Annotated in this window: 17 protein-coding genes; 4 read left to right on the top strand and 13 right to left on the bottom strand. The window is 33.9% G+C overall.

Going from position 1 to position 21925, the window contains the following annotated elements; translation table 11 throughout:
• Positions 1–31: 31 nt before the first annotated feature.
• From Q0910_RS16010 to Q0910_RS16000, 3 genes are all read right to left on the bottom strand, one after another.
• On the bottom strand, positions 32–1762 hold the full coding sequence (locus tag Q0910_RS16010) for an alkaline phosphatase D family protein (RefSeq protein WP_299218567.1): 1731 nt from the start codon (positions 1760–1762) through the stop codon (positions 32–34).
• Between the two features lie 148 nt (positions 1763–1910).
• A complete protein-coding gene (locus Q0910_RS16005; protein WP_299218565.1) occupies positions 1911–2909 on the bottom strand; it encodes a type IX secretion system membrane protein PorP/SprF in 999 nt (332 codons plus the stop codon).
• Positions 2910–2944: 35 nt separating this feature from the next.
• On the bottom strand, positions 2945–7321 hold the full coding sequence (locus Q0910_RS16000; RefSeq protein ID WP_299218563.1) for a T9SS type B sorting domain-containing protein: 4377 nt from the start codon (positions 7319–7321) through the stop codon (positions 2945–2947).
• Positions 7322–7741: 420 nt separating this feature from the next.
• Here Q0910_RS16000 and Q0910_RS15995 point away from each other — a divergent pair, with 420 nt between their 5' ends.
• Complete coding sequence (locus Q0910_RS15995) at positions 7742–8359, top strand: SPOR domain-containing protein (protein ID WP_299218561.1); 618 nt, start codon at positions 7742–7744, stop codon at positions 8357–8359.
• A 288-nt stretch (positions 8360–8647) separates the two neighbouring features.
• Here the strand turns inward: Q0910_RS15995 and Q0910_RS15990 are convergent, their stop codons facing one another.
• The 5 genes from Q0910_RS15990 to yiaA form a co-directional block, all read right to left on the bottom strand.
• Entirely contained in the window at positions 8648–8992 is a 345-nt protein-coding gene (locus tag Q0910_RS15990; protein WP_299218558.1) for a DUF6515 family protein, read from the bottom strand.
• A gap of 70 nt (positions 8993–9062) precedes the next feature.
• Positions 9063–9614 (bottom strand): GDYXXLXY domain-containing protein, encoded by a 552-nt coding sequence (locus Q0910_RS15985; protein ID WP_299218555.1) that lies wholly within the window; start codon positions 9612–9614, stop codon positions 9063–9065.
• Positions 9611–10909 carry a DUF2157 domain-containing protein gene (locus Q0910_RS15980; RefSeq protein WP_299218553.1) on the bottom strand — a complete coding sequence of 433 codons (1299 nt, stop codon included), beginning with the start codon at positions 10907–10909 and terminating at the stop codon, positions 9611–9613. Before Q0910_RS15980 ends, Q0910_RS15985 begins: the two co-directional genes overlap by 4 nt.
• Positions 10906–11292, bottom strand: a complete 387-nt coding sequence (locus tag Q0910_RS15975) for a hypothetical protein (protein WP_299218551.1) — start codon at positions 11290–11292, stop codon at positions 10906–10908. Before Q0910_RS15975 ends, Q0910_RS15980 begins: the two co-directional genes overlap by 4 nt.
• Positions 11293–11415: 123 nt before the next feature.
• Positions 11416–11892: an inner membrane protein YiaA gene (gene yiaA, locus Q0910_RS15970; protein WP_299218549.1), complete on the bottom strand. Its 477-nt coding sequence runs from the start codon at positions 11890–11892 to the stop codon at positions 11416–11418.
• Between the two features lie 180 nt (positions 11893–12072).
• Here yiaA and Q0910_RS15965 point away from each other — a divergent pair, with 180 nt between their 5' ends.
• A complete protein-coding gene (locus Q0910_RS15965; RefSeq protein ID WP_299218547.1) occupies positions 12073–13569 on the top strand; it encodes a hypothetical protein in 1497 nt (498 codons plus the stop codon).
• On the opposite strand, the gene Q0910_RS15960 is transcribed toward Q0910_RS15965, so the two are convergent.
• Both Q0910_RS15960 and Q0910_RS15955 read right to left on the bottom strand, forming a co-directional pair.
• Positions 13566–14867, bottom strand: coding sequence for a hypothetical protein (locus Q0910_RS15960; RefSeq protein WP_299218545.1), 1302 nt, complete (start codon positions 14865–14867; stop codon positions 13566–13568). The two genes, Q0910_RS15965 and Q0910_RS15960, sit on opposite strands and share 4 nt — an antisense overlap.
• A 79-nt stretch (positions 14868–14946) precedes the next feature.
• Positions 14947–16101 (bottom strand): glycosyltransferase family 2 protein, encoded by a 1155-nt coding sequence (locus Q0910_RS15955; protein WP_299218543.1) that lies wholly within the window; start codon positions 16099–16101, stop codon positions 14947–14949.
• Positions 16102–16244: 143 nt separating this feature from the next.
• Here Q0910_RS15955 and Q0910_RS15950 point away from each other — a divergent pair, with 143 nt between their 5' ends.
• Positions 16245–16496 (top strand): GrpB family protein, encoded by a 252-nt coding sequence (locus Q0910_RS15950; protein ID WP_366142670.1) that lies wholly within the window; start codon positions 16245–16247, stop codon positions 16494–16496.
• Between the two features lie 251 nt (positions 16497–16747).
• Positions 16748–18724 (top strand): tetratricopeptide repeat-containing sensor histidine kinase, encoded by a 1977-nt coding sequence (locus Q0910_RS15945; RefSeq protein ID WP_299218540.1) that lies wholly within the window; start codon positions 16748–16750, stop codon positions 18722–18724.
• Positions 18725–18817: 93 nt separating this feature from the next.
• Here Q0910_RS15945 and hemL read toward each other — a convergent pair whose 3' ends face one another.
• From hemL to Q0910_RS15930, 3 genes are read right to left on the bottom strand one after another with little or no spacing between them, the layout of a single operon-like run.
• Positions 18818–20104: a glutamate-1-semialdehyde 2,1-aminomutase gene (hemL, locus tag Q0910_RS15940; protein WP_299218538.1), complete on the bottom strand. Its 1287-nt coding sequence runs from the start codon at positions 20102–20104 to the stop codon at positions 18818–18820.
• Positions 20105–20110: 6 nt separating this feature from the next.
• Positions 20111–20977, bottom strand: coding sequence for a glucosaminidase domain-containing protein (locus tag Q0910_RS15935; protein WP_299218536.1), 867 nt, complete (start codon positions 20975–20977; stop codon positions 20111–20113).
• A gap of 1 nt (position 20978) precedes the next feature.
• On the bottom strand, positions 20979–21920 hold the full coding sequence (locus Q0910_RS15930; RefSeq protein WP_299218534.1) for a pyridoxal-phosphate dependent enzyme: 942 nt from the start codon (positions 21918–21920) through the stop codon (positions 20979–20981).
• Between the last annotated feature and the right edge of the window lie 5 nt (positions 21921–21925).

Below are 21925 nucleotides of genomic sequence, written 5' to 3'. Positions count from 1 at the left end.
TTTTGATTAAACAGTGATAAATTGAAATGTTCTAGCTATAAGAAACTGTTTCCCCAACACTTACTGTATAATTTTCTGCCGCAATGGTATTAATGAAGTTCCATTGTGCCTGGCTACTACTAGTTGTAAAGGTAACTTGCAAAAACCCTCTTTGCGTGGCATCCATATATTGTAAATCATCTATTAATACTTCTAACGCTTTCTGAAAACCTTCAGCTTGATTGGCATCCACTCCTAATAAACCTTCAAACCCAGGAGAAGAAACCGAAGAAGTAGCAAATTCTACTCCTATTTCCTTACCAGTTGCATCTTTCAGTTTACTATACCACGCATTATGTGTATCCCCTGCTAAGCAAACTGTTTTCTTTCCTGCTAATAGTGTAAATAGTCGTTCTCTCTCGATAAAATATCCATCCCATGCATCTAGATTATAAGGAATCACTGTTTGTACTCTAGCAACCTCGTCTGATGTTAGTGTTGGATCTCCTGCTAAAAGTCTTGATTTAATCATTGTTAACTCAGTTAAAGCTGTTTGAAACATTGCATTTGTCTCGGGAGTTGCACTTCCTAAAGCTCCAATTTCTGCTACGAGTGTTCCTATTAAAATTAAAAGCTCTGCTGGCATAAACATCTTGCTCATTAATACTTGCTGACCTAAAACTTGCCAATTCGCATTACTGGCTGAAACTGCTCCAGATAACCAATTCAACTGTTCTGCTCCTAATAAAGTTCTAGTAGGATCTTGTAGTGCTGTCTGAAATGCAACTGCATCCAATCCTGTACTGGGACTAAAAAAGTCATCATAAGAAAGTTGTTTATCTCTTCCAATAATTCGGGTATCTAGCATATGTAAACTTAGTACACTCCCAAAATCGAATGTTCTATAGATTTTGGATCGATCTGTTGATCTTAATGGCAAGAACTCGCTATATACTTGTATTGCTATTTGTTTTCTAGTCTCGTAAGATCCTTCAGAATCCTGATGATTCTCTGCACCTTCTTTATAAGCATCATTTGTGACTTCATGATCATCCCACACACAAATAAATGGCTTTTTCTGATGCGCTAATTGTAGTTGAGCATCACTCCTATATTGCTTATATCTTGCTCGATAATCTGTAAGTGAAATAATTTCATTTGCCGGTTTATGCACTCTATCTAAGGCTACGGTATTCGCATTGGTTCCATATTCTCCTTCTCCGTATTCATAAATGTAATCGCCCAAATGAACAATAACATCTGCTTCAGAATTAGCCATTGCCCCATATACATTAAATAACCCAGCTGCAAAGTTTGCACAAGAACAGACAGCTAGTTTTACATCGGCTATTGTATCTGCCGCTGAAGGAAGTGTAATAGTTTCTCCAATTACTGAAATTGTTTGTGTTTCTAATTCAAAGAAACGATAGTAAAATTCACTATTAGAAGGTAATTCCTGAACATCTATTGCTACGGTATAATCTCTATCTGCTCCTGTTATAAATTCACCACTTCGTACTATATCTTCAAAATTTTGATCAAAAGCAATTTGCCAGCTAATAGTAATGTTAGAATTACCTGAATCTGGAGTAAATCGTGTCCATATGATCACTTTAGAGTCTGTAGGGTCAAAACTTGCTACTCCTCCAAAAAAATTATCTGTATTAAGATCCGGAATACTGACGTCAATATCATCGTCATTGTTACAGCTTATATACATAGGAGCTATCATAAAGCCTCCTGCAACTAACAAAGATTTTTCGAAAAAATTTCTTCTATTCATTGTGTGTATTATTTTTATTTCAAAAATATTTTACAACAATAAACTTGATGTTATCCCTGCTTTAAATAAAGATCAAACTATTTTCCATCTAAGCAAAAAAGTTAACCATTATGTAATATTTAATTAAAAAACATAATACAGTAGAAAGCTATTCAACCCAAGGACAATAACACGCATACTTTTTCGATCTACAAGAAAAGTCAATCCCCAATGTTATTTGATGAAAACCACCATTATTAAACGTTACCGGATTTGATTGATATGAATAGGTATATGCGAACATGTATTTCCCGAAATTAACACCAACAAAAGGAGTTACATAATTCAAGCTCTGACTTTGTATTTCAGAATTTTCCACAAAATCTATAGAGTCAAAACTTCTTCTGTAGGATAATCCGCCCCATAGTTTTCCGAAATTCATATCACTATAAACCTTTAGATTAAAATCAATACTAGATTGCTGTACTCCATCTCTGTAAGAATATAATATAGATGGTTCGTAAGAAAAAGTTTTTCCTGGACGATCAAAAACATACCCAACAGATACTAGATAATTTCTTAAATTATTAACTACTTGTAGATCATTATTAACCCCAGAGTTTTCTAAAAGATTCTTTACCGTAACATGTGTATAAAAATTATATAGATTGTATGAAAAACCAACATCTAAATTAAATTCACTTTCACTTATCGATCCTGGTCCTACCAAAGGGTCATTAGGGTCAAATCGGGTTTGATCTAATCTGTATTGAATGACTCCTGCACTTAACCCAAAAGACAGTTGATTTAAATCTGCTTCACTTCTAGAAAACATCAAATGATGAGCGTATGTTACATATCCTCCTGTTTGAGAAGAAAATCCATTTTTATCATTATAAACGATCGCACCGATTCCTGATTGCGAATCACCAATTCTTCCATTATATGCTGCGGTATACAATCCCGGACTATCTTCTTCTCCAACCCAGTTTCTACGACCAGTCAACCGGACTTGCGAACAATTAGCTGCTCCCGCCATTGATGGATGTAATAGATAATAATTATCAGTGAGATAATCAGAATATATAGATAAGCCTTCTTGGGCATTTCCAAATCCTATAAACAACAACATTATCATTGCTGCTAGATTTATTTTGATAAATTTCATCTTGCTTGTTTTGAAATAGAGGAATAATACTCCCATTATCGTTTTAGTGTAAAGTGTCTTCTATACGTTGCTGATCCATCTTTGAATTCAGCTAAGAACCAATAATCTGTTGCCGGAAGAGGTTTACCTCCATAGGTGCCATCCCATTTATTATCCTTATTCAATTGCTGAAGAAGTCTTCCATACCTATCAAAAATGTAGATATCCATCTCTGGAGTATCCGCATTTCCTACAACTCCCCATTGATCATTGGACCCATCATTATTAGGAGTAAAGAAAGTAGGAAATCCAACTACGAATATAGAGGCTGTAATAGAACCACATCCATTAACATCTACTGCGGTTACCTCGTGCAACCCAAGAGACACATTCGTGAATACATTACTATCTTGTGGACTTCCATTATCAAGTATATATTCATAAACACCATCTCCAAGGACTGAAGCTATAATATCACTACTATCCGAAAATGCTCCTGCAGACAATCGAAGATCTAAGCTTTCTGGATCGTTAACACCAGTGACTGCAACTTCTGAGCTTCCTGAACACATAGACACAACATCTGTATACGTAACGGTATATGCTCCTGCTTGTGTTGCTTCATAAAAAGATTGCGTAGCTCCCGGAATTTCTGTTCCTTCAAAACTCCATTGAAATGAAAAATCTGTATTGTTTAATTCTGTATCGATTACAAAAGAAGTTACAGTCGTTGGCCCTAAACATATCGTTCCTGTTTCTATTTCTAATTCTTCAATATTTGTTATTTCTACAAAAAACTGTACTTCATTTTCACATCCATTACTATCTACTTCTCTTAAAAAAATAGTTTGACTTGTTCGTATAGCATCTCCAGCATTTAACTGTGTACCTCCTCCATTAGATGCGGTATAATAATTTTGCCCGCTCTGTAATGCAGGTAGTGTATAACTTTCGCAAAAACGATCTCCAGGATTAACTGGTGCTGTAGGATTGGGTAATGAGTTAATGGTAATATTCAATATTTCTTCATCAAAACAATTAGGCGTTGTTGCTGTTTCTGCATATACATATATCACCTGACTTATATCAATGATATCACCAGCATTGAGCTGAGTACCCGCTCCATTCATTTGGGTAAAATAATTCCCAGTTTCTAGTGTTGGCAATTCGTATGACTCACAAGCAGCAACTGGATCTATAGGATCAATAACCGGAACGTTAAGAATTTGGTATAAAACCTCTATACGATCACTAGGACAGTTTTCTGTTGTATCAAAAGCTTCTACATTATATACATAATTTCCCACTGCTGTATCTGTAGGAGTAAATGTCGTACTGTTTGTAATTAAAGGATCTCCATTTTCATCATACCAGTTTGCTGTCTGTCCTGGCAATACATCTACGGATAAAACAGGTGTTGTGGAACCAACACATATGCTCTCATTACTTGGGTTTGTAGGTTCCGCAATATCTGGACAACTACAGTCTGGTGCAGTAACAGCAAGCATCGCTTCGCAAGTATCATTACTTGGATTAGTGGCGATTATTGTAATATCAACTCCATCTGTAATTCCGGTAATCATTGAATTAGCTATATCAACAGTTCCTTCATTAACCGGGCTTACAGAAATATCCCATGTACCATTGGTAGTAAAAGACACATCATAGGTAGCTCGGTCAGCGGCACAGGTTGTAGCACCAAATACCAAAGTGGGTATTGTACTAATAGTCACAGTTATTACTGCTGTATCTGTACACCCATTGCTAGTTACCGTATACGTATAGTCTCCCGCAATATTTGCATTTGCAGTAATTCCACCGCCTGGAATTACTGTATTCATTGAATCTGTCCAAACACCTCCTGTATCTTCTCCAGTTAATTCTTCGAATAAGTCAATAATCATGTTATCTCCTTCACATAGAGCAACAGGTACTGGTGGCATATCGTTAGGTTCTCCAGCTTCTGGTGGAGCTGTTACCGTAATGATCACATCTACAAGATCACTCGCACACATCCCTACGGGTTCGTAAGCTTCTACTCTAAATATGTTATCACCTAATACCAACTCGGATCTTAAAGGCGTGAATGTGTCCGTATTTTGAGCTCTTGCTATGGGAGTTACTCCATCAGCTAAATACCAGCGCCCTTCTAAACCAGGTGCAAGCGTAACAGTCACAGACGGTAAAGGCATTGCATCTATACAGGTAGCTATGGGTGTTGCTGGCACGACAGGCTCGTCTATATCCGGGCATTGACAAGTATCATCAATCGTAATATCTATTAGATATCTAATCGGTGGACATCCTGCGGCTAACACCGGAAGCGTATAAATATATTCTCCATCCAAAATACCCGTGGCACTAGGATCCAGTGTTCCTAAATGACCTCCCGTTAGAGCAGTACCAGTTGCTGGCACACTCCAAGTTCCTGTCGTTAATGTTCCCATTGGCAATTCATCAAATAAATTGACAGGATCACATATCATAATAGCAAGTGGATCCACATCTACATCTCCTATTTCTTCCCTCCAATCTCTTTCTTCTGTTAAAGGATTATGATTATTTGGGAAATCAGTAGGAACTGTCCCTCCGTTATTTGCATTTATTTGTACAGTCACCCTATCCAATGCAACGGTATCGAACGCATTATCCAACCCATCACCGTCACTATCTGCTCCTGTAGCAATTATATCAGAGATTCCATCTTGATCAGTATCATATCCCTCTATAGTATCATCCAAACAATCACCAGTTACCGGATCTGAGTTTGTGTCTATATAATCAGGGGCTGCCGTAGTGTTAGAATTTACTGGTGTTATTGCAGAACCATTCGTATCATAACTATCATCCACTCCATTAAAATCTCCATCGATACCGCTTGGCCCAACATAACCAGCAGTAGACTGCCCTTCTATGTTATCAATAATACCATCACCATCGGCATCAATATCCAGAAAATCTTGATTTGAGTCACTATCAGAATTGATAACATTATGTACGATTGTAGTAGACGTTCCATCGGTGTTGATTCCTCCATCAAATTGTCCATCTCTATTTCCATCTGCTGCAGCATTTCCCGATTCTACGATATCATAAATACCATCATTGTCAGCATCTAAATCTTGAGAGTTAGGGATTCCATCTCTATCGAAATCGCAACCTGTAGTAGAAAGGAAAATATTATCAATTCCAATATCATTACCATTACCATCTATATTTTGTCTATTAATTACTCTTATGGTTACCACTGTGACTCCGGGATCTGGTGTAAATACATCTTCTACTAGGTTCCAAGTATCAGTACCATTAGCTATTTCTCCTGAATCTTCACTAAAAATCGCGATCCCTGTATTTTGATCTACTACTTCTATTGTTAAATTAGCAGGTCGCTCTCCCACATTATTATTTAAACTAGCAATAGACATACTAAAAGTATACTCTATACCTGGAGTAACTGGTAAATTATCTGCTACAAAAATAGGGGCATCTGCGAATACGCTGGATTTCATATTTATAGCTAAATATCTACCATCTAAATCTCCATTAGCGTCTTCTTCTCCAATAAGATCCGTTGATAAAAATGTTGCATCAAAACCACCAGCTGTTCGGAAATATGTGGAAGTCGCTACATTATATTCCCCATCATTACTTATATCTTGTGGCAAACCTGGTTGATATGTCAAACCTAAACCTTCGGCATATCGACTCCTGGTAGGACCTCCAAAACCAAAATCTTCTTCTAACACAAAAATGGGAGTTGTTGTGGCTGCAGTGCAAAAACCATCTTCTATTGTATCCGGAATCCCATCATTATCATCATCAGCATCATCAGCGTTTGAAACGCCATCATTATCTGTATCATTATCCCCACATGGTTTAACCGTAATAACTGCACTTACAGTCGGGCAAGTACCACTTCCACCAACCGTATACGTAAATGCCCCACCGCTTGGATCGGAAGTATCATATGTATCAATCCCATTTTCCCATGTACCTCCTGGGTCCGGGCCTCCATCTAATTCATCGAACAAATTAATAACACCTGTTCTACCGCATAAAAATATTGTTGTATTGAGACCTGGATTTCCGGGATCTTCTATTTGTATTGTGATTCTTTCTTGTGCAAATCCACCACCACCAGATACCTGAACTTCAAGCGTAACAGATTGCTGTAATGCATCGAAGACAAGGAAAGTTCCATCGTCTCCAGTTTCTCTTTTTAATTCTTGTCCGGTATTAACATTCCTCCATACATATAGATAGGCATTATTAGGCGGAGTTGCAATAGCATTAATCTGGATCCTTGAACCTCTGCATATTGAAGTAGGTCCACCACCATCTACCTCTAAAACAAGATTAGATTGTGAATATATTACATTGGATAAAAGAAAAAACAATAAAAATTGTGCCCTTAGGTATTTTTTTGTGCTCACGATGGTTAAGTTTTGAGTATGGTAATAACAACTGTACTCTATTTCGATTAGGGTGGGAGGATCGTTAAAATAGAATACCGAAAAAAAGATAACGCACTATTGAGCATAATATTTTTGAGTCTTAAAAATATTCGATATGGCGTAGCTAAAAATCGTTATCATCGCATTAATAGACTTTTTATTTATTTATTTTGACAGAAAATCCTACATAGGTTTCATTTACAACCAAGACAGTTTGGTTTTATAGGATTTATTACTCATTTTGTTTCCATCCTCTTTACTTCATAATTTATTGATTATTTCTACATCACAATCAATAAAAAATTTATCAGCACATCGAACCAATTACGGTTAATCAGTAATTTAATTTTTGGGTAAAGCAATAATCTCCTATATTTGAACATATTAAAACCACAAATCATGCCTTATATTAGTGATGACGAACTATTGGATTTCCAGGTTCAAATAGACGAAGCTAAAGAAGAAAAACGTGTTTCCAATTTTGCTCATACTAAAGCACTTAGAGACGAGCAAGAGAACGCTAGAAAGTTTAAAATTGCGACCATCATTTTAGGAATTATTGCTCTTTTGGGAGTTGCAGGAACGGTATATTTTATGAAATTTAGTACCTCTGACGGGATGATTTCTAAAAGTGAGTCTAATAAACAGTCTGCAATGCTTAAGAATAAAATCACAGAACTGGAAGAAACGATCAAGAACCTATCGATGGATCAAGAGATCAATGCTTCAGGGAATGAAATTGATACTGAACAAGAGAAAGCTTCATTACAAGATGAACTGATATACGCAGTACAAATTGGGGCTTTTGAGGAAAAAGATTTATCTCTATATTCGGATAATTTTGTGAATTTTAAAGAAATCAAAGCAGGTAGTTTTAATAAATATGCACTTGGTAATTTTGCCTCATTGTCCGAGGCTAAAAAATTCCGTAGGGAATTAGTTCGTTTAGGTTTTAGAGGTGCTTTTATAGCTTCTTATCAAAATGGAAAACGTATAAAAATCGAAGAAGCTTGGTAATACCGGTTCTTGAAATAAAATACCTCGATGCAAGCATACGAGGTATTCAACGGAAAGTAATTTTTAAAGTTCCGAAGCAAGCTTCGAGGTATTAGATCTACCCGGCTCGGCAGACGGGCCTGAGATCCCGCTGAAAAAGCGGGATTAGTTCAACTATCTATTTTGAATGCATTGCTATGCAACTTTTCAAAACAGAGTTTCACTAATAAAAATTCCTCGAGATTTTATTTTATAAAAACCTCAAGGAATTTTCCTTAACTAAACTAACCAACTCAATCTAAAAACTTATTATACATTTACTACTACATAACTCCTACCGGATTTTTTGTAGTACACTCCTTTGTGCTTGTAATATCTTACACCTTTTACCTTAACCGACTTATATCCTGTAGGCAATACACTTATACGTGCCCCAATAGGTGCTGCAACGGTTACATATCTTCTATTCTTTTTTATATACCAAATACCTGCACTTCTATAATACTTTACATTCTTATGAACTACAATTTTTGATTTATGCACTTTAGTAACTACTACGCGATTCGCGGGGTTCACTTTTACTGTAGTCGCACAAGACGCTGTTAGTGTAGACAGCAAAATACCAAATACTAATGTTCTCAATAATGTCTTCATAATAATCTTTTTTTGTTCTTCGTTATTATGACTATTGTTATCAAAAAAGGTTTAATCTTAATCCAGAATTTTATTTATCTACGTACTCTTGTATAGGAACATCATTTATGAATACATCTTTGAGAACTACATCATCACCCTTGATATATACCAACGCATATACATTATTGGATATGCTATCCCTATTGGCTTTGGTATACGCCAGCTCTGCATCATACGCCTTAGTTTCTTCCATATAAAAAGTATTAAAAGGTAATTGAAAATTCACTTTGCCTTTATAATAATACGTTACTCGAGCGGTCACATAATCTGCTTCGGTTTGCAAAGGTGTTTTGCTGATTTGAGAAACTTCTGCGAAACCTTCACTATCATTTTTAAGATAAATATAGATCTCCTCTCCCACTACATAGGTGGAATCTTCTGTATTAAAATGATTCATCTCATACTGTAATGTAATATACTTACCTCTAAAAGGGTCGGTTGGATCAATCGGTCTGGTTTTAAACTTATAAGCTTCTCCAGAAATTATTGCATCCTCACTATCCATAACCATTTGGATAGGAACAAAAATCTGAGCCAACGCTACTATAATAAATAGTATAAATAAATAGATGATTTTCATTTCAATATATTTTTAGTGTGCTTATTTTTTTGCTGTCTTTTTAGCATCATATAGTTGGTCATAAAAAACCCAACACCTACAATGACAAACAACAGTCCTCGTATTACAAAACTCATATCCGTATCAAAAAATCTGCATATTATTAGTATGGAAACAATTAATAATCCATAATTAAGAATTCCAAAATTAAATGTATCAGCACCCATCTTGATAGCAGTAATTCCTAATACAAATACCAATACATTGGTTAAGATCATAGGTAATGTAGTCTTACCGGAAAGCAAGAAGAATAGTCCCCAAAATATTAAAAATGAAACTTGAAACAGATTTATCGTTCGAATTCCTTTTTTGATGATGGCATATATCAAAGCAGCTATCGCTATAGCTCCTAAAAACAATGATGTATAGAATTCCTGAGAGACATACATTGTTGTATCATACATTTCTCCCCAAGGCCATCTGAATGTAAATATCATTAGTAAAATAATAGTTCCTAATGAACCTATAATTAGATGTCCATTCCTTAATGTTCTTAATTCTCTATATACCGGCAATCTCCCTATATTATAGAATATTCCAAAAAGGGTCATATACATAACAAAACCTAATTCCTCATTACCTTTTACAAATGCTGCTAAACCAACCGCAATACTTGCTGGTATGATCCAGCTAAAAATTGTTGTTGTATTGCTGAGTAGATTATTCTTTACTAGTACCCAGTAATGCGGTATGATTGCCAAAACAAAGCCCACATATAACCAAGGTGTTTCATTACTTCTATAATTCCAGAGGCCTACCTCTGTTGCATAATAAGTACTTGATAATATCAGCAGTAATGCAACTGCATGAGATCTAAGCAGGTAGATCAATGGTAGACAAAGTATAATCCAGGTGCGCAAAAAAGAACCTAAATCCCCGGATATATTATAAATCTGACTCACCAAAGATATACTGGCTCCAACAGCAAAAAATAAGAAAGTACCTGAGGCCTCTTTCCAAGTTCGGCTTTTATTTTTCAGAATAGAAAAGCCTGTCGCACATTGCCCGATTAACAATGGAATGAATGCCAACATTGTTTTTGTCATTCTTGAGAAATCATCCCAATTGTGTGCTAGCATCAGGATAATACCGGACCCTACAAGCAATGCTCCAAAAATCCCAAATATGGTAAATAATCTATTAGGTTTAGCAGCCTGCTTCTGGTCATAATATAGGGATATCTTATCTGAAATCTCAGATGAGATCACTTGGTCTCTGACCAGTTCTTTTAATTCCTTATTAAATTTCGAACTCATGATATAATTGCATTTTTAGTATTTTTTTTATTAATATATGTGATCATCACGAAATACAAAGCAATACAGATTGGAATAACTCCTGCTACAAACTTCTCATCAATAATATCAAAAGAAATTGTATTATAATACACATAAGCAAATGCAGCATACACAAAAACAATAATCCAGTATAACATCAAATTTCTTTTCAAAATTTTATGATGTTTTTTCCAACCAATAAAAAAACATAATGCAGTAACAACCTGAAATACCCCTAAAAATGATTGTGCTATTAATCCTAATACCTCTACCATTGCTGTCTTAAAATAAATTGATTTCATATGTAGAATGATAGTTACTACTAAAACAATACTATGAACTATAAAAAGTATATTTTTCATCTTTTTCGATTAAATGGTTCTTATAAATTAAAAAAAAAGACAGCCACAGCAGCGGCTGCCTTTTCTAATCATCAAAACAAGGAACTACATAGTTGTAGTTCCTCCTTTTGATTAATGTTCCAATTATGCATCCTTACTTTCAATGAATTTTTTATCTCTGGTGTTTTTTTGCACTGCGATGGCTGCGAACAAACTGAGCGTAAATGACATCCCGTAGAATCCTTTTTCACTAAGATCCAGATCTGCATTCCATAATCCTATGATCAATAACACAATGGATGCTAATGCAGCAAACCAACTGATTCCATAATAGATTTCTGTAACCTGCAATCCCTCTAGTTTATCTCGTACATTTTTCTGCACCGATACCGCAGAGAATAACCCAAATAATAAAATGGTAAAATAATACCCTTTCTCATTCAGTAGCATTTCTGCATTCCATAAACCAGTACAGAATGAAATCATACCAGCAAACAATGCTACCCACGAAGCGCTTATAAACGCTGGTGTTGGTTTTTGATCATATACTTTGATTTCTTTTTTATCGATGTTGTCTTTACTAATTTCTTCCGTTACATCGTTACTAAACTTATAGTCCATAATAATTGATTTTGATGATTAAATTTTTATTTCAATTGTTTGTTTTGAACAGGACAAATTTGCAACGACTTGATCAGTTAAAAAACTCAATATTCACAAAAAACTTATGATATATTTGTGATTTTTAAGAAATTTAATCAATATTTATAATACTTTTAAGCCATATATACTTATGATATAATGAATACACTTTCTTCAATAATCGCCACCTTATCTTCTGAAGAAAAGAGAAGTTTTATAAGTAACCTCAAACAAAAAAACAAAAGAAACGACACTAAAAATATTCAGTTATTCAGACTGTTAGACACTACTCCAGACAGTAAAGACTTAGATATACAGCTATACGGAAAAAGGGCTAAAGGCGCTTTTCACGCACTCTGCAAAAGACTGCATGATACCTTAATCGATTTTATTGCTACCAAAAGTTTTGAAAGCGAAACATCTGAAGAGATGGAAATCCTGAAACTACTGCTAGCCAGCAGAATTTTCTTTGAACAAAAACAATATAAGATTGCTTTAAAAACCATAAAAAAGGCTGAATTAAAAGCTAAAACCTATGATCTGTTTAGCATACTTCACGAGATTTATTATACTAAAATTCAATATGCTCATGTAGATCTAAACACATCTTTGGAAAGTTTAATACATGATTTCAGAAACAATCAAAAGTTATTACAACAGGAAGAGAACTTAAATCTTTTTTACGCTAATATTCAGAATAAGCTTTCGCAAAACAGGAGCGATATTACTCAAGCAATTCGTGATTCTTTAGACAACTTCGACCTTTCGATTACAAACGACCTGACTTTTAGATCATTATTCAAGATACTCGAAATCATAAATCAAGCAGCAAATGCAGCTCGTAATTTTCATTCGATTCTATCTTTTGTAGAAAAGACATATGAGCAAATTGAATCAAAAGAACAATTTACTGATAAGCACCTATTCTACCATATTCAGATACTATATTATGTTGCTAATTCATATTTTAGAAATAAAAACTTTGTCACATCTCAAGAATATCTAAAAAGAATGGAGCAACAGATGACAAAACAAAGAGGGAAGTATTATAAAAGATTTCTCCCACAACTAGAACTCCTGAAAGCTCTGAACAATAATTATACTGGCGAAGCAGAAAAAGCAATAGTGTCTTTAGAAAGCTTTGACTTCAGTAAGACAAAAGGTCAAACCACCTATATTTTAGACTTAAAGTTAACCTTAATTGTATTCTATTTCCAGCAATCCAGATGTAAGGAAGCATTAAAATTACTCAATGAATTACACCACAGTGATACTTGGTATACAGAAAAAGCGGGAATCATCTGGGTGATTAAAAAAAACCTAACAGAAATATTATTACATATTGAACTAGATCATATGGACATAGTAGAATCAAGAGTAAAAGGTTTTAGAAAAAAGCATCGTAGTTATCTTAAAAACAATAATGAAGATCGAGTTTTAGAGTTTCTATCATTAACAATGAGTTTTTACTTACATAGTGACACTATAAACACAAAAGAGTTTTTAGCTAAAATCAAAGATTCTCTAATCCAAAACAATCCTGACCAGGAAGATATTTTTGCGATGAGCTTTTATGCCTGGCTAAAAGCATGGGTATTAAAATCCGATTTATATCAAACCACACTAGAAGTCATAGCTCAATCTAATAAAGGTTAATTTTCGGATGCAGAAGTATGGGATAATCTTTTACTAATCTCATTGAGCATCAAAATAAGTAAAACAGGAAGCATCCATTGATGATAAAACATATACCTATCCAAACTATGCTCAACTAAACAAACTAATGCTATGTTACTAAATGTTATACAAGCTACAAAAGCAGTAAAAAAAGCTATTTTATTCGAAGCTTTTAACCAGAAAACTAAAGACCCGATCAGTAGAATTAAATAAAATAGAAACGAATACATACCTCTAAAAGCGTGAATCACATTTTTAAAATATAAATCCACACACTTACTAAAATTCTGAAAGAACAACGGTATCACCATAGAGGTAAGTAATTTATCATTTTCTATGATAGCATCAACACTTTCCGGTGACATTGGATGTAAAAATTCTCTTCCTTTTAGAGAAAGAACACCATAAGATAATGTTGCATAGTTATCATGAAAATAATGATATACATTATCACCATACTTAGGTGTGTAGTATTCATCTAACATTTTTACTTGTACTGCATTATCATAAAGATATTTGTAATAATCCTGTACTTTTTTTTCTTCAAAAACTTTATAATCCTCCCTATCTGCAACAAAAAAAGGTATCATGGCAACCTGCACCCCAGTATTTGATGTATTCTCAAATTGATTGTGAACAGCAAAATGAAATGATTTATCAACTAAGGATACAAGAATTGGTATTAATAAAACTAAAAACAAGGGTATCCCAAAAAGTTTGAATCTTCTCGTTTTATATAATTGATATAAGAGAATTATAACAAAAACTGGTAGTATAAAAAATAACTGTGTTCTAACAAGTAATCCAAAAAAAACTGCTATGCAGCAATAAATTAAATATCTTTGACTTTGTTCCAAAAAACCACGAAGAAATAACACTATTATTAGTATAAATATTGGATAAGCCAAAGCTTCTGTGGTTATCCTATTAGCTACCAAAAGGCTAGGGATTAACAAAGGACTTAATAAGACAAGGTCTAATCCTATAAGTAAGAATCTCGTAATATCAAACACCCTTTTAAACACCTTAACAACATATAAGATTATTAAAATGTTTATCAAAAGTTGCGTAATCACTACATGCATTTGAAAAGAAGACTGTCCAAAAACTTTCTTAAAGAAAAACAAAAAGGAGGGGTATCCAGGTGTTGCAATAATACTTAAGTTAATATAACTAGATGAGTCAGATTCTAAAATAGCTCCTAAAAACAACACATAAACTATTGTTAAAGCATAAACTAAACTCCTAAAAACAGAATAACATAACATTTTATTCATAATCAATTATGAATTTATAGAACTAAAAGTAATTTATTTACTATAATCTTCGCTAGTTCTGCTAAAAAAATCTTAACCATTATACATTATATTTATCACTCAATCCCAAAATACTAAAGAAGAAACTAAACAGTACTATCTGCAAACCGATTAATATAGTACCAATAGCAACAATCGTCTTTTTTATGCCAACATAATTAAACATATTTACATCACTATTCTCAATATCTAAAGATGTCACGATGGCAAGTATAATACCGGATAGTATCAATACAAACCCTATGAATAATCCTTTTTCTAAATTGATCACTTTAAAAATCGAGCCATATCGATCACTTCTAGGTAATAATCCATTACTTACGGCAAATATCTTTATAAGAGTGTAAAAAATAATAAATTGAAAACCTATTAAAGTTAATCCGGAAGCATACAATAAAAATTTCAGGTTTAAGAGATAGTTTTGAGCATCAAAAGGAGTCAAAATTAAAACCAGGGATCCTATAAAACCTGCCACAAACATAAAAACGCCCGGAAATAAAAATAACCACCTGGGGCTGTATAACAAGAGAAACCTTAAATGCCTCCAACCATCTCTCCATGTCCTAAGATGCGGTTCTCTACTTCTACCTGAAGGGAACACTTTAGTTGGAACTTCTGTTATTTTCAACTTTGCAAGTTCAGCTTTGACAATCAACTCTGATGCAAATTCCATACCTGTCGTAGTAATAGATAACTTCTGATATGCAGATTTAGTAAAACCTCTCAAACCACAATGAAAGTCCCCAATTTTAGAATTAAAAAACGTTCTTCCGACAAATGTAAGAATAGGGTTACCTATATACCTATGTAAAAAAGACATGGCTTCTTTCTGGACGCCTCCAAGAAAACGATTGCCTATTACCATATCAAACCCCTGTTCTATTTTTTCAACAAACAATTCTAAATTTTCTAGATCATGACTATCATCAGAGTCTCCTATAATAATATAATCTCCTTGTGCAGCATCAATACCACCCTTAAGAGCACTTCCATACCCTTTTACCAAAACATTTACCACCCTAGCTCCTTCTGCAATTGCTATTTCTGCGGACCCATCATCACTTCCATTATCTGCTACGATAATTTCTCCGTCTAACTTACTTTTTTCTAAAAAAGTGGTGGCCTTTCTGATACAAATAGCCAAAGTCTCGGCTTCATTGAGACAAGGCATTACTATAGACAATTTAATTGGCATGGATGAACATCATTTTACATTTTTGCCTAAAAATAGAAAATATAGAGTTCACAATAACTGAATTCATCTAAAATAAAATATTCTGTTTATTGGATACTTAGTAAACGAATAATTTTACACTTAAAAAATATTCACATTGAACTATTTATAACGAAGTACTAGATAATCTGATACATCACCTATACGTTTGTCCAAAAGACAGTACAGAATTGCAAAGGCATCTACTATTTAGAAATCATTTAAGAAAAAATGAAAGTGCCAGATTAAAGTATCAAAATCTTAAATATGAACTAGCAGAAAAAGCCAACCAAAACAAAAAAATGTATGCAACGCTTAAAGAAGTTTTTGCTACAGAATTTATCAACTCGATCATTGATCTGGAGAAAAAAGCATAAGACACCAAAATATTGTGTATATGTTGATTACAATAAATGGATCGTAATCAACATTTTATTGATTTTATACACACTCATTTCCACGAGTAAACTTCACTATTAAAACCCGAAAAACGCATCGCTTATGGTAAAACCATAAAAAAATAGTATATTTTTGAAAGAATAATACTACAAATAAATAGTTAATTAGTAAATTATTAGTATTTTGCAGTCCTAAACTGCATTTAATCTGTTTCTCCAAAATAGAATATATGAAAAAAACTACTCTTATTATTGGCCTACTTATGCTATTAAGTTATTCCGGTTTTTCGCAACAAAAATCCTTAGATAGTATACTTCCCATAATCAAAACGCAAAAAGATTCTGTCGTTTTTGATGATGCTATGAAACATTTCAAAGAACTTTGGATCCAAGGAAAATTTGAAATCGCATTATCCTACGAGGATAAACTACTATACCTTTCCAAAAAAATACATCATACCAGAGGTATTGGAGACGTGTACACCCAAATTGGAAACATTTATAACCATACACAAAAACATATAAAAGCATTTCATAATTATGATAAAGCAATTATATATTATAAAATAGCTAACTATCCCAGAGGCCTAGCAGTCATTAGCAATAATAAATCCATTATAGAGCAAGGAAGAGGGAACTCAGAACTAGCTATACACTATATTTTAGAAGCCAACCTATACTTTGAAAGAGTAAATGACGGTTTGGTTTTATCCAGTACATATAATAATATGGCTAATATATACTCGGATATTGACAAATTAGAACTGGCAGAGAAATATTATAAAAAATCTATAGCGCTTAAGAAGAAACATAATTCAAAAAGATTAGGAGCTTCGCTTAGTAATTTAGCTTTGATCTATATCGAACAAAAAAGAATTGATAGTGCAGAAGTATTAACCAAAGAAGCTATAAAAATCAGTAAAAAAAACAAAAATCTATTAAGTGAATCATTAGCTTATAACCGATTAGCATCTTTAGCACTAGATAAAGGAGAGTATCAAAAATCCAAAAAATACTACGACACTTCTTACCAAACCGCGGTAAAAACACAAAACAATAAAGTTGCGGCAAATGTAAAGCAGCAATTAGGCCTAATTGCTATAAAAACTAAGAAATATGAAGATGCAGAACGTCTTTTAAAAGAAGCTCGTGAAGAATTAATAAAGCTAAAAACCAAACCTCTTTTACTTACTAATTATAAATATTCTGCGACACTAGATTCGGCAAGAAATAATTTTGCCAAAGCATTTGCATGGCAAAAAAAATATCAAGAGATAGCTGATCAAAACTCCACTGATGAAACTGCGGAAAAAATCACGCAAGCTGAAGCTCGCTTCAAATCAGAATTGGAACAACTGAAACTCCTAGAAGCACAGGAAAAAACAGAATTACAAACCAAAGAAGAACTATATAGGTATCGAATATTTACTTTTATAAGTTTAGGAGTTTCGATTCTTATATTTGTCTTTTTAATATTCGTTATAAAAACACGTAAAGAAAGAAAAAGATATATAAAAGAATTAAATGAGTCTAATCAGGTAAAAAACAAACTGTTCTCTATCATATCACATGATCTCAAAAATGAAATCCATGGTCTAGATGGCACATTAAACCTATTAAAAGAAGATGCTATTTCTATAAAAGAGTTTCAGGAAATCATTCCCTTACTTGCTAATAAGACGCATCAGACTTCTATTATGCTTAATAATTTGCTAAACTGGTCTAAATCACAAATGAAAGAATTGAATGCAAAACCAACCGAGTTTAATATTAAAGATGTGATCAACAGTAAGTTTAACTTTTTTGAACCTAAAGCAGAGCTTAAAGAAATCAAACTCGATAATCAATTAGATTCTACTATGGTGTTTGCAGATAAAGACATGTTTTCTATAGTATCTCAAAACCTAATAGCCAATGCTATTAAATTTTGTAAACCCGGAGATTCAATTACCCTGCATTCTGAGGAAAAGGAAGAACATTATGAGATTTGTTTCCAGGATACCGGAGTTGGTATACCCAAAGAAAATCTGGGTAAACTTTTTGCCGAAGATACTTTTACTACGGAAGGTACACAACAAGAAACAGGAACCGGACTTGGGTTAAAAATTTGCAAGGAACTTATAGAACTTAACAAAGGTGAAATCAAAGTAAAAAGTATACTTGGTGAAGGAAGTACTTTTTGCATTACATTACCAAAAGCATCCTAGATAGTAAAGTTCAAAAGCTTTATGATCAAAAGTTTAATTCTAATCTTAAAAGAACATATACAGAAGCCGATCCACTCAGATCGGCTTTTACTTTTATAAACTTTCTACAGTGATGGAAACAGCTTTTATAGTGTCCTCAAGATCATCATAGGTAAGCGCCTCTGTAATGAACCAGGTTTCAAAAGCACTTGGTGCAATATAAATCCCTTGATTCAGCATTCCGTGAAAGAATTTCTTAAAAGTTTCATTATTACCTTCTGCAGCACTTTCGAAATCAACAACAGGATTTTCAGAAAAATGAACTGAAATCATAGATCCAATTCTATTGATGGTATGTACTACCTTTTTCTCTTCTAGAACCTTAGCAATTCCTTTATGTAAATATTCGGTCTTCTTGTCAATACTATCAAAAATCCCAGCATTATCATTTAACTCGGTTAACATAGCCAAGCCTGCAGCCATGGCCAAAGGATTACCACTTAATGTTCCTGCTTGATAAACCGGACCTAAAGGTGCCAAATGATTCATAATCTCTTCTCTTGCCGCAAAAGCACCCACAGGAAGTCCACCTCCGATTACTTTACCAAAAGTTACAATATCAGCATCCACTCCTAATAATTCCTGTACACCACCTTTTGCTAATCTAAATCCTGTCATTACCTCATCAAAAATCAACAAAATATCGTGAGCATCACAAAGAGATCGTAGCCCTTCTAAAAAACCTTTAACCGGTGGAATACATCCCATATTACCCGCTACAGGTTCTATGATGATACAAGCAATCTCTCCTTTATTAGATTTAATAATACTTTCTACATTCTCTAGGTCATTATATCTGGCAAGCAATGTATCTTTTGCAGTTCCTTCTGTAACACCCGGACTATTCGGACTACCAAAGGTTACTGCTCCACTACCCGCTTGAATCAGAAAGGAATCACTATGTCCATGGTAACAACCGGCAAATTTGATGATCTTATCTTTTTTTGTAAAACCACGAGCCAATCTCACAGCGCTCATACAGGCTTCTGTACCAGAATTCACAAATCGTATTTTATCAATATTAGGTACCATCGATACGGCTAATTCTGCAATCTTAGTTTCAATTTCGGTTGGCATTCCAAAACTAGTTCCTTTTCTTGCTTTTTCGATTACAGCGTTCACCACTGGCGGATGCGCATGTCCTAGAATCATTGGTCCCCAGGAGTTAATGTAATCGATCAGGCGATTTCCATCTTCATCATACAAATAGGCCCCTTTTGCTTCTTTTACAAAAATTGGATCTCCTCCTACCGCTTTAAATGCACGTACTGGTGAGTTAACTCCTCCTGGAATTACTTTTTGAGCCTCTGCAAAAAGAGCACTACTTCTTTTATAAATCATATTGAATTAAAATTCTTCAGAATCATCATCAGGCTCTTCCACTTTTAGAACTTGTCCGATGGCAATTGCATTATCTTTTAAATTATTATACGCTTTAAGTTCAGCAACTCTAATATTATATCTTTTGGATATAGAATATAAGGTATCTCCTTTCTGAACAACATATTCTCCTTTTTCTGCTTTGGAGACTACTGGCCTTTTTTGCTTTTTAGTTTTTTTGGCTACATATGTTTTTCCTAAAACCTCAGCGTCATATTTATCTAACTTATATCTTTCTACAATACTTATAAGTTTAGCCGGATACTTTTTATCTGTAGCATATCCAGCAGCACGCAATCCATATGCCCAAGATTTATAATCATCTTGTTTATAGGTAAACAGCTTTGCGTAGCGCTTTCTGTTTTTTAGAAATAAAGAATGATCTCTAAATGAGTGACTTGCTTTTTCGTATTTTCTAAAACATTCCTGAGAGCGATCATCATCGTGATATACTCTATCTCCAGTCCAGTCATGGCATTTTATTCCAAAATGATTATTGGCTTTTCCTGTGAGTTCACCATAACCAGCTCCGGACTCTAAGATTCCCTGAGCTAATGTGATACTTGCCGGAATACCATACTCAGTCATCTCATGCTTAGCAATACCTGCATATTCAAATATATAATTCTGAACCTTTTCCTTGTAGGAAACCGTATTAAGTGGTTTTTTGATTTCTTTTTTGGGCTCTTTTACTTCCTTTACTTCTCTACTTATCTCCGTTTTTCTTGGAGAAGGAGTATTATCCTTTCTAGTAGTCGTTACCTTTTTACTACCACCACAAGAAATCAAAAGTGTAGTGACACAAAACAACATTATAATTTTCCTCACGTCCATATCAAATTGTAATAAGCGGGAGCTTCTTTTTACTTAGCTTTTTATTCATACCCAAAATACCTTGTAAACCTCCGGTATGAATGGCTAAAATACGAGTATTTTTTGTAAAAGCCCCGTTCTGAATACTATCAAAAAGACCATACATCATCTTTCCTGTATAAATAGGATCTAATGCTATATGCTGTTCTTCCCTGAATGTATTTATAAACTCTATTAACGCTGTATTTATTTTACCATATCCTCCAAAATGATAATCCTTTGCTAAACTCCAGTTAGTTTTATCAGTATACTTCTTAATTTCATCAGAAAGAAAATTTCCTTTTAAGGCAGGGAATCCGATTATATGCTGATGTACTAAACTTGCATTAATAATCCCCGAAATTGTCCCACCAGTGCCAATGGCACAGCAGATATAATCAAATATCTCATCTTCATTTGTTAAAATTTCTTCGCATCCTTGTACTGCTAAATCGTTAGTCCCTCCTTCAGGAACACAATAAAACAAACCAAATTGCTTTTTTAACGATTCCAAAAAGCATTCCGATGTTTTTTGTTTGTAATCACTTCTACTAACAAACTTCAATTTCATCCCATTATCCGAAGCAAACCGAAGTGTATCATTTTCTGATAACGTATGATCTAAATCTTTGGTTAACTCATCACCTCTGATCACACCAATAGTTTGTAATCCAACTAGTTTTCCAGCCGCCGCTGTGGCGGCAATATGATTACTATAAGCCCCTCCAAATGTAAGAATGGTATCAAAACCCTTTCTTTTAGCTTCCTGCAGATTATATTTTAATTTTCTAAACTTATTACCAGAAATGTGGTCGTGAATAAGGTCTTCACGTTTTATATATAGCGATACCTCAGCCTCTTTTAGAATAGGATGAACTATTTCTTCATTTTTCGATTCCTTTACCTCCGAAGAAAAAAAATGCATAATAT

Source organism: uncultured Aquimarina sp. (genome assembly GCF_947495315.1).
Taxonomy (GTDB): domain Bacteria; phylum Bacteroidota; class Bacteroidia; order Flavobacteriales; family Flavobacteriaceae; genus Aquimarina.
Note: the sequence above shows the minus strand (reverse complement) of the source record. Positions and strands in the feature narration are given on the sequence as shown.

Excerpts from the sequence above, each read along its gene's own strand:
- Q0910_RS15955 (WP_299218543.1), bottom strand. The coding sequence starts at position 16,101 with ATGCCAATTAAATTGTCTATAGTAATGCCTTGTCTCAATGAAGCCGAG.
- Q0910_RS15995 (WP_299218561.1), top strand. The coding sequence starts at position 7,742 with ATGCCTTATATTAGTGATGACGAACTATTGGATTTCCAGGTTCAAATA.
- Q0910_RS15990 (WP_299218558.1), bottom strand. The coding sequence starts at position 8,992 with ATGAAGACATTATTGAGAACATTAGTATTTGGTATTTTGCTGTCTACA.
- Q0910_RS15930 (WP_299218534.1), bottom strand. The coding sequence starts at position 21,920 with ATGCATTTTTTTTCTTCGGAGGTAAAGGAATCGAAAAATGAAGAAATA.
- Q0910_RS15935 (WP_299218536.1), bottom strand. The coding sequence starts at position 20,977 with ATGGACGTGAGGAAAATTATAATGTTGTTTTGTGTCACTACACTTTTG.
- Q0910_RS15945 (WP_299218540.1), top strand. The coding sequence starts at position 16,748 with ATGAAAAAAACTACTCTTATTATTGGCCTACTTATGCTATTAAGTTAT.
- yiaA (WP_299218549.1), bottom strand. The coding sequence starts at position 11,892 with ATGGACTATAAGTTTAGTAACGATGTAACGGAAGAAATTAGTAAAGAC.
- Q0910_RS16005 (WP_299218565.1), bottom strand. The coding sequence starts at position 2,909 with ATGAAATTTATCAAAATAAATCTAGCAGCAATGATAATGTTGTTGTTT.
- Q0910_RS15960 (WP_299218545.1), bottom strand. The coding sequence starts at position 14,867 with ATGAATAAAATGTTATGTTATTCTGTTTTTAGGAGTTTAGTTTATGCT.
- Q0910_RS15980 (WP_299218553.1), bottom strand. The coding sequence starts at position 10,909 with ATGAGTTCGAAATTTAATAAGGAATTAAAAGAACTGGTCAGAGACCAA.
- Q0910_RS15985 (WP_299218555.1), bottom strand. The coding sequence starts at position 9,614 with ATGAAAATCATCTATTTATTTATACTATTTATTATAGTAGCGTTGGCT.
- Q0910_RS15975 (WP_299218551.1), bottom strand. The coding sequence starts at position 11,292 with ATGAAAAATATACTTTTTATAGTTCATAGTATTGTTTTAGTAGTAACT.
- Q0910_RS16010 (WP_299218567.1), bottom strand. The coding sequence starts at position 1,762 with ATGAATAGAAGAAATTTTTTCGAAAAATCTTTGTTAGTTGCAGGAGGC.
- Q0910_RS15965 (WP_299218547.1), top strand. The coding sequence starts at position 12,073 with ATGAATACACTTTCTTCAATAATCGCCACCTTATCTTCTGAAGAAAAG.
- hemL (WP_299218538.1), bottom strand. The coding sequence starts at position 20,104 with ATGATTTATAAAAGAAGTAGTGCTCTTTTTGCAGAGGCTCAAAAAGTA.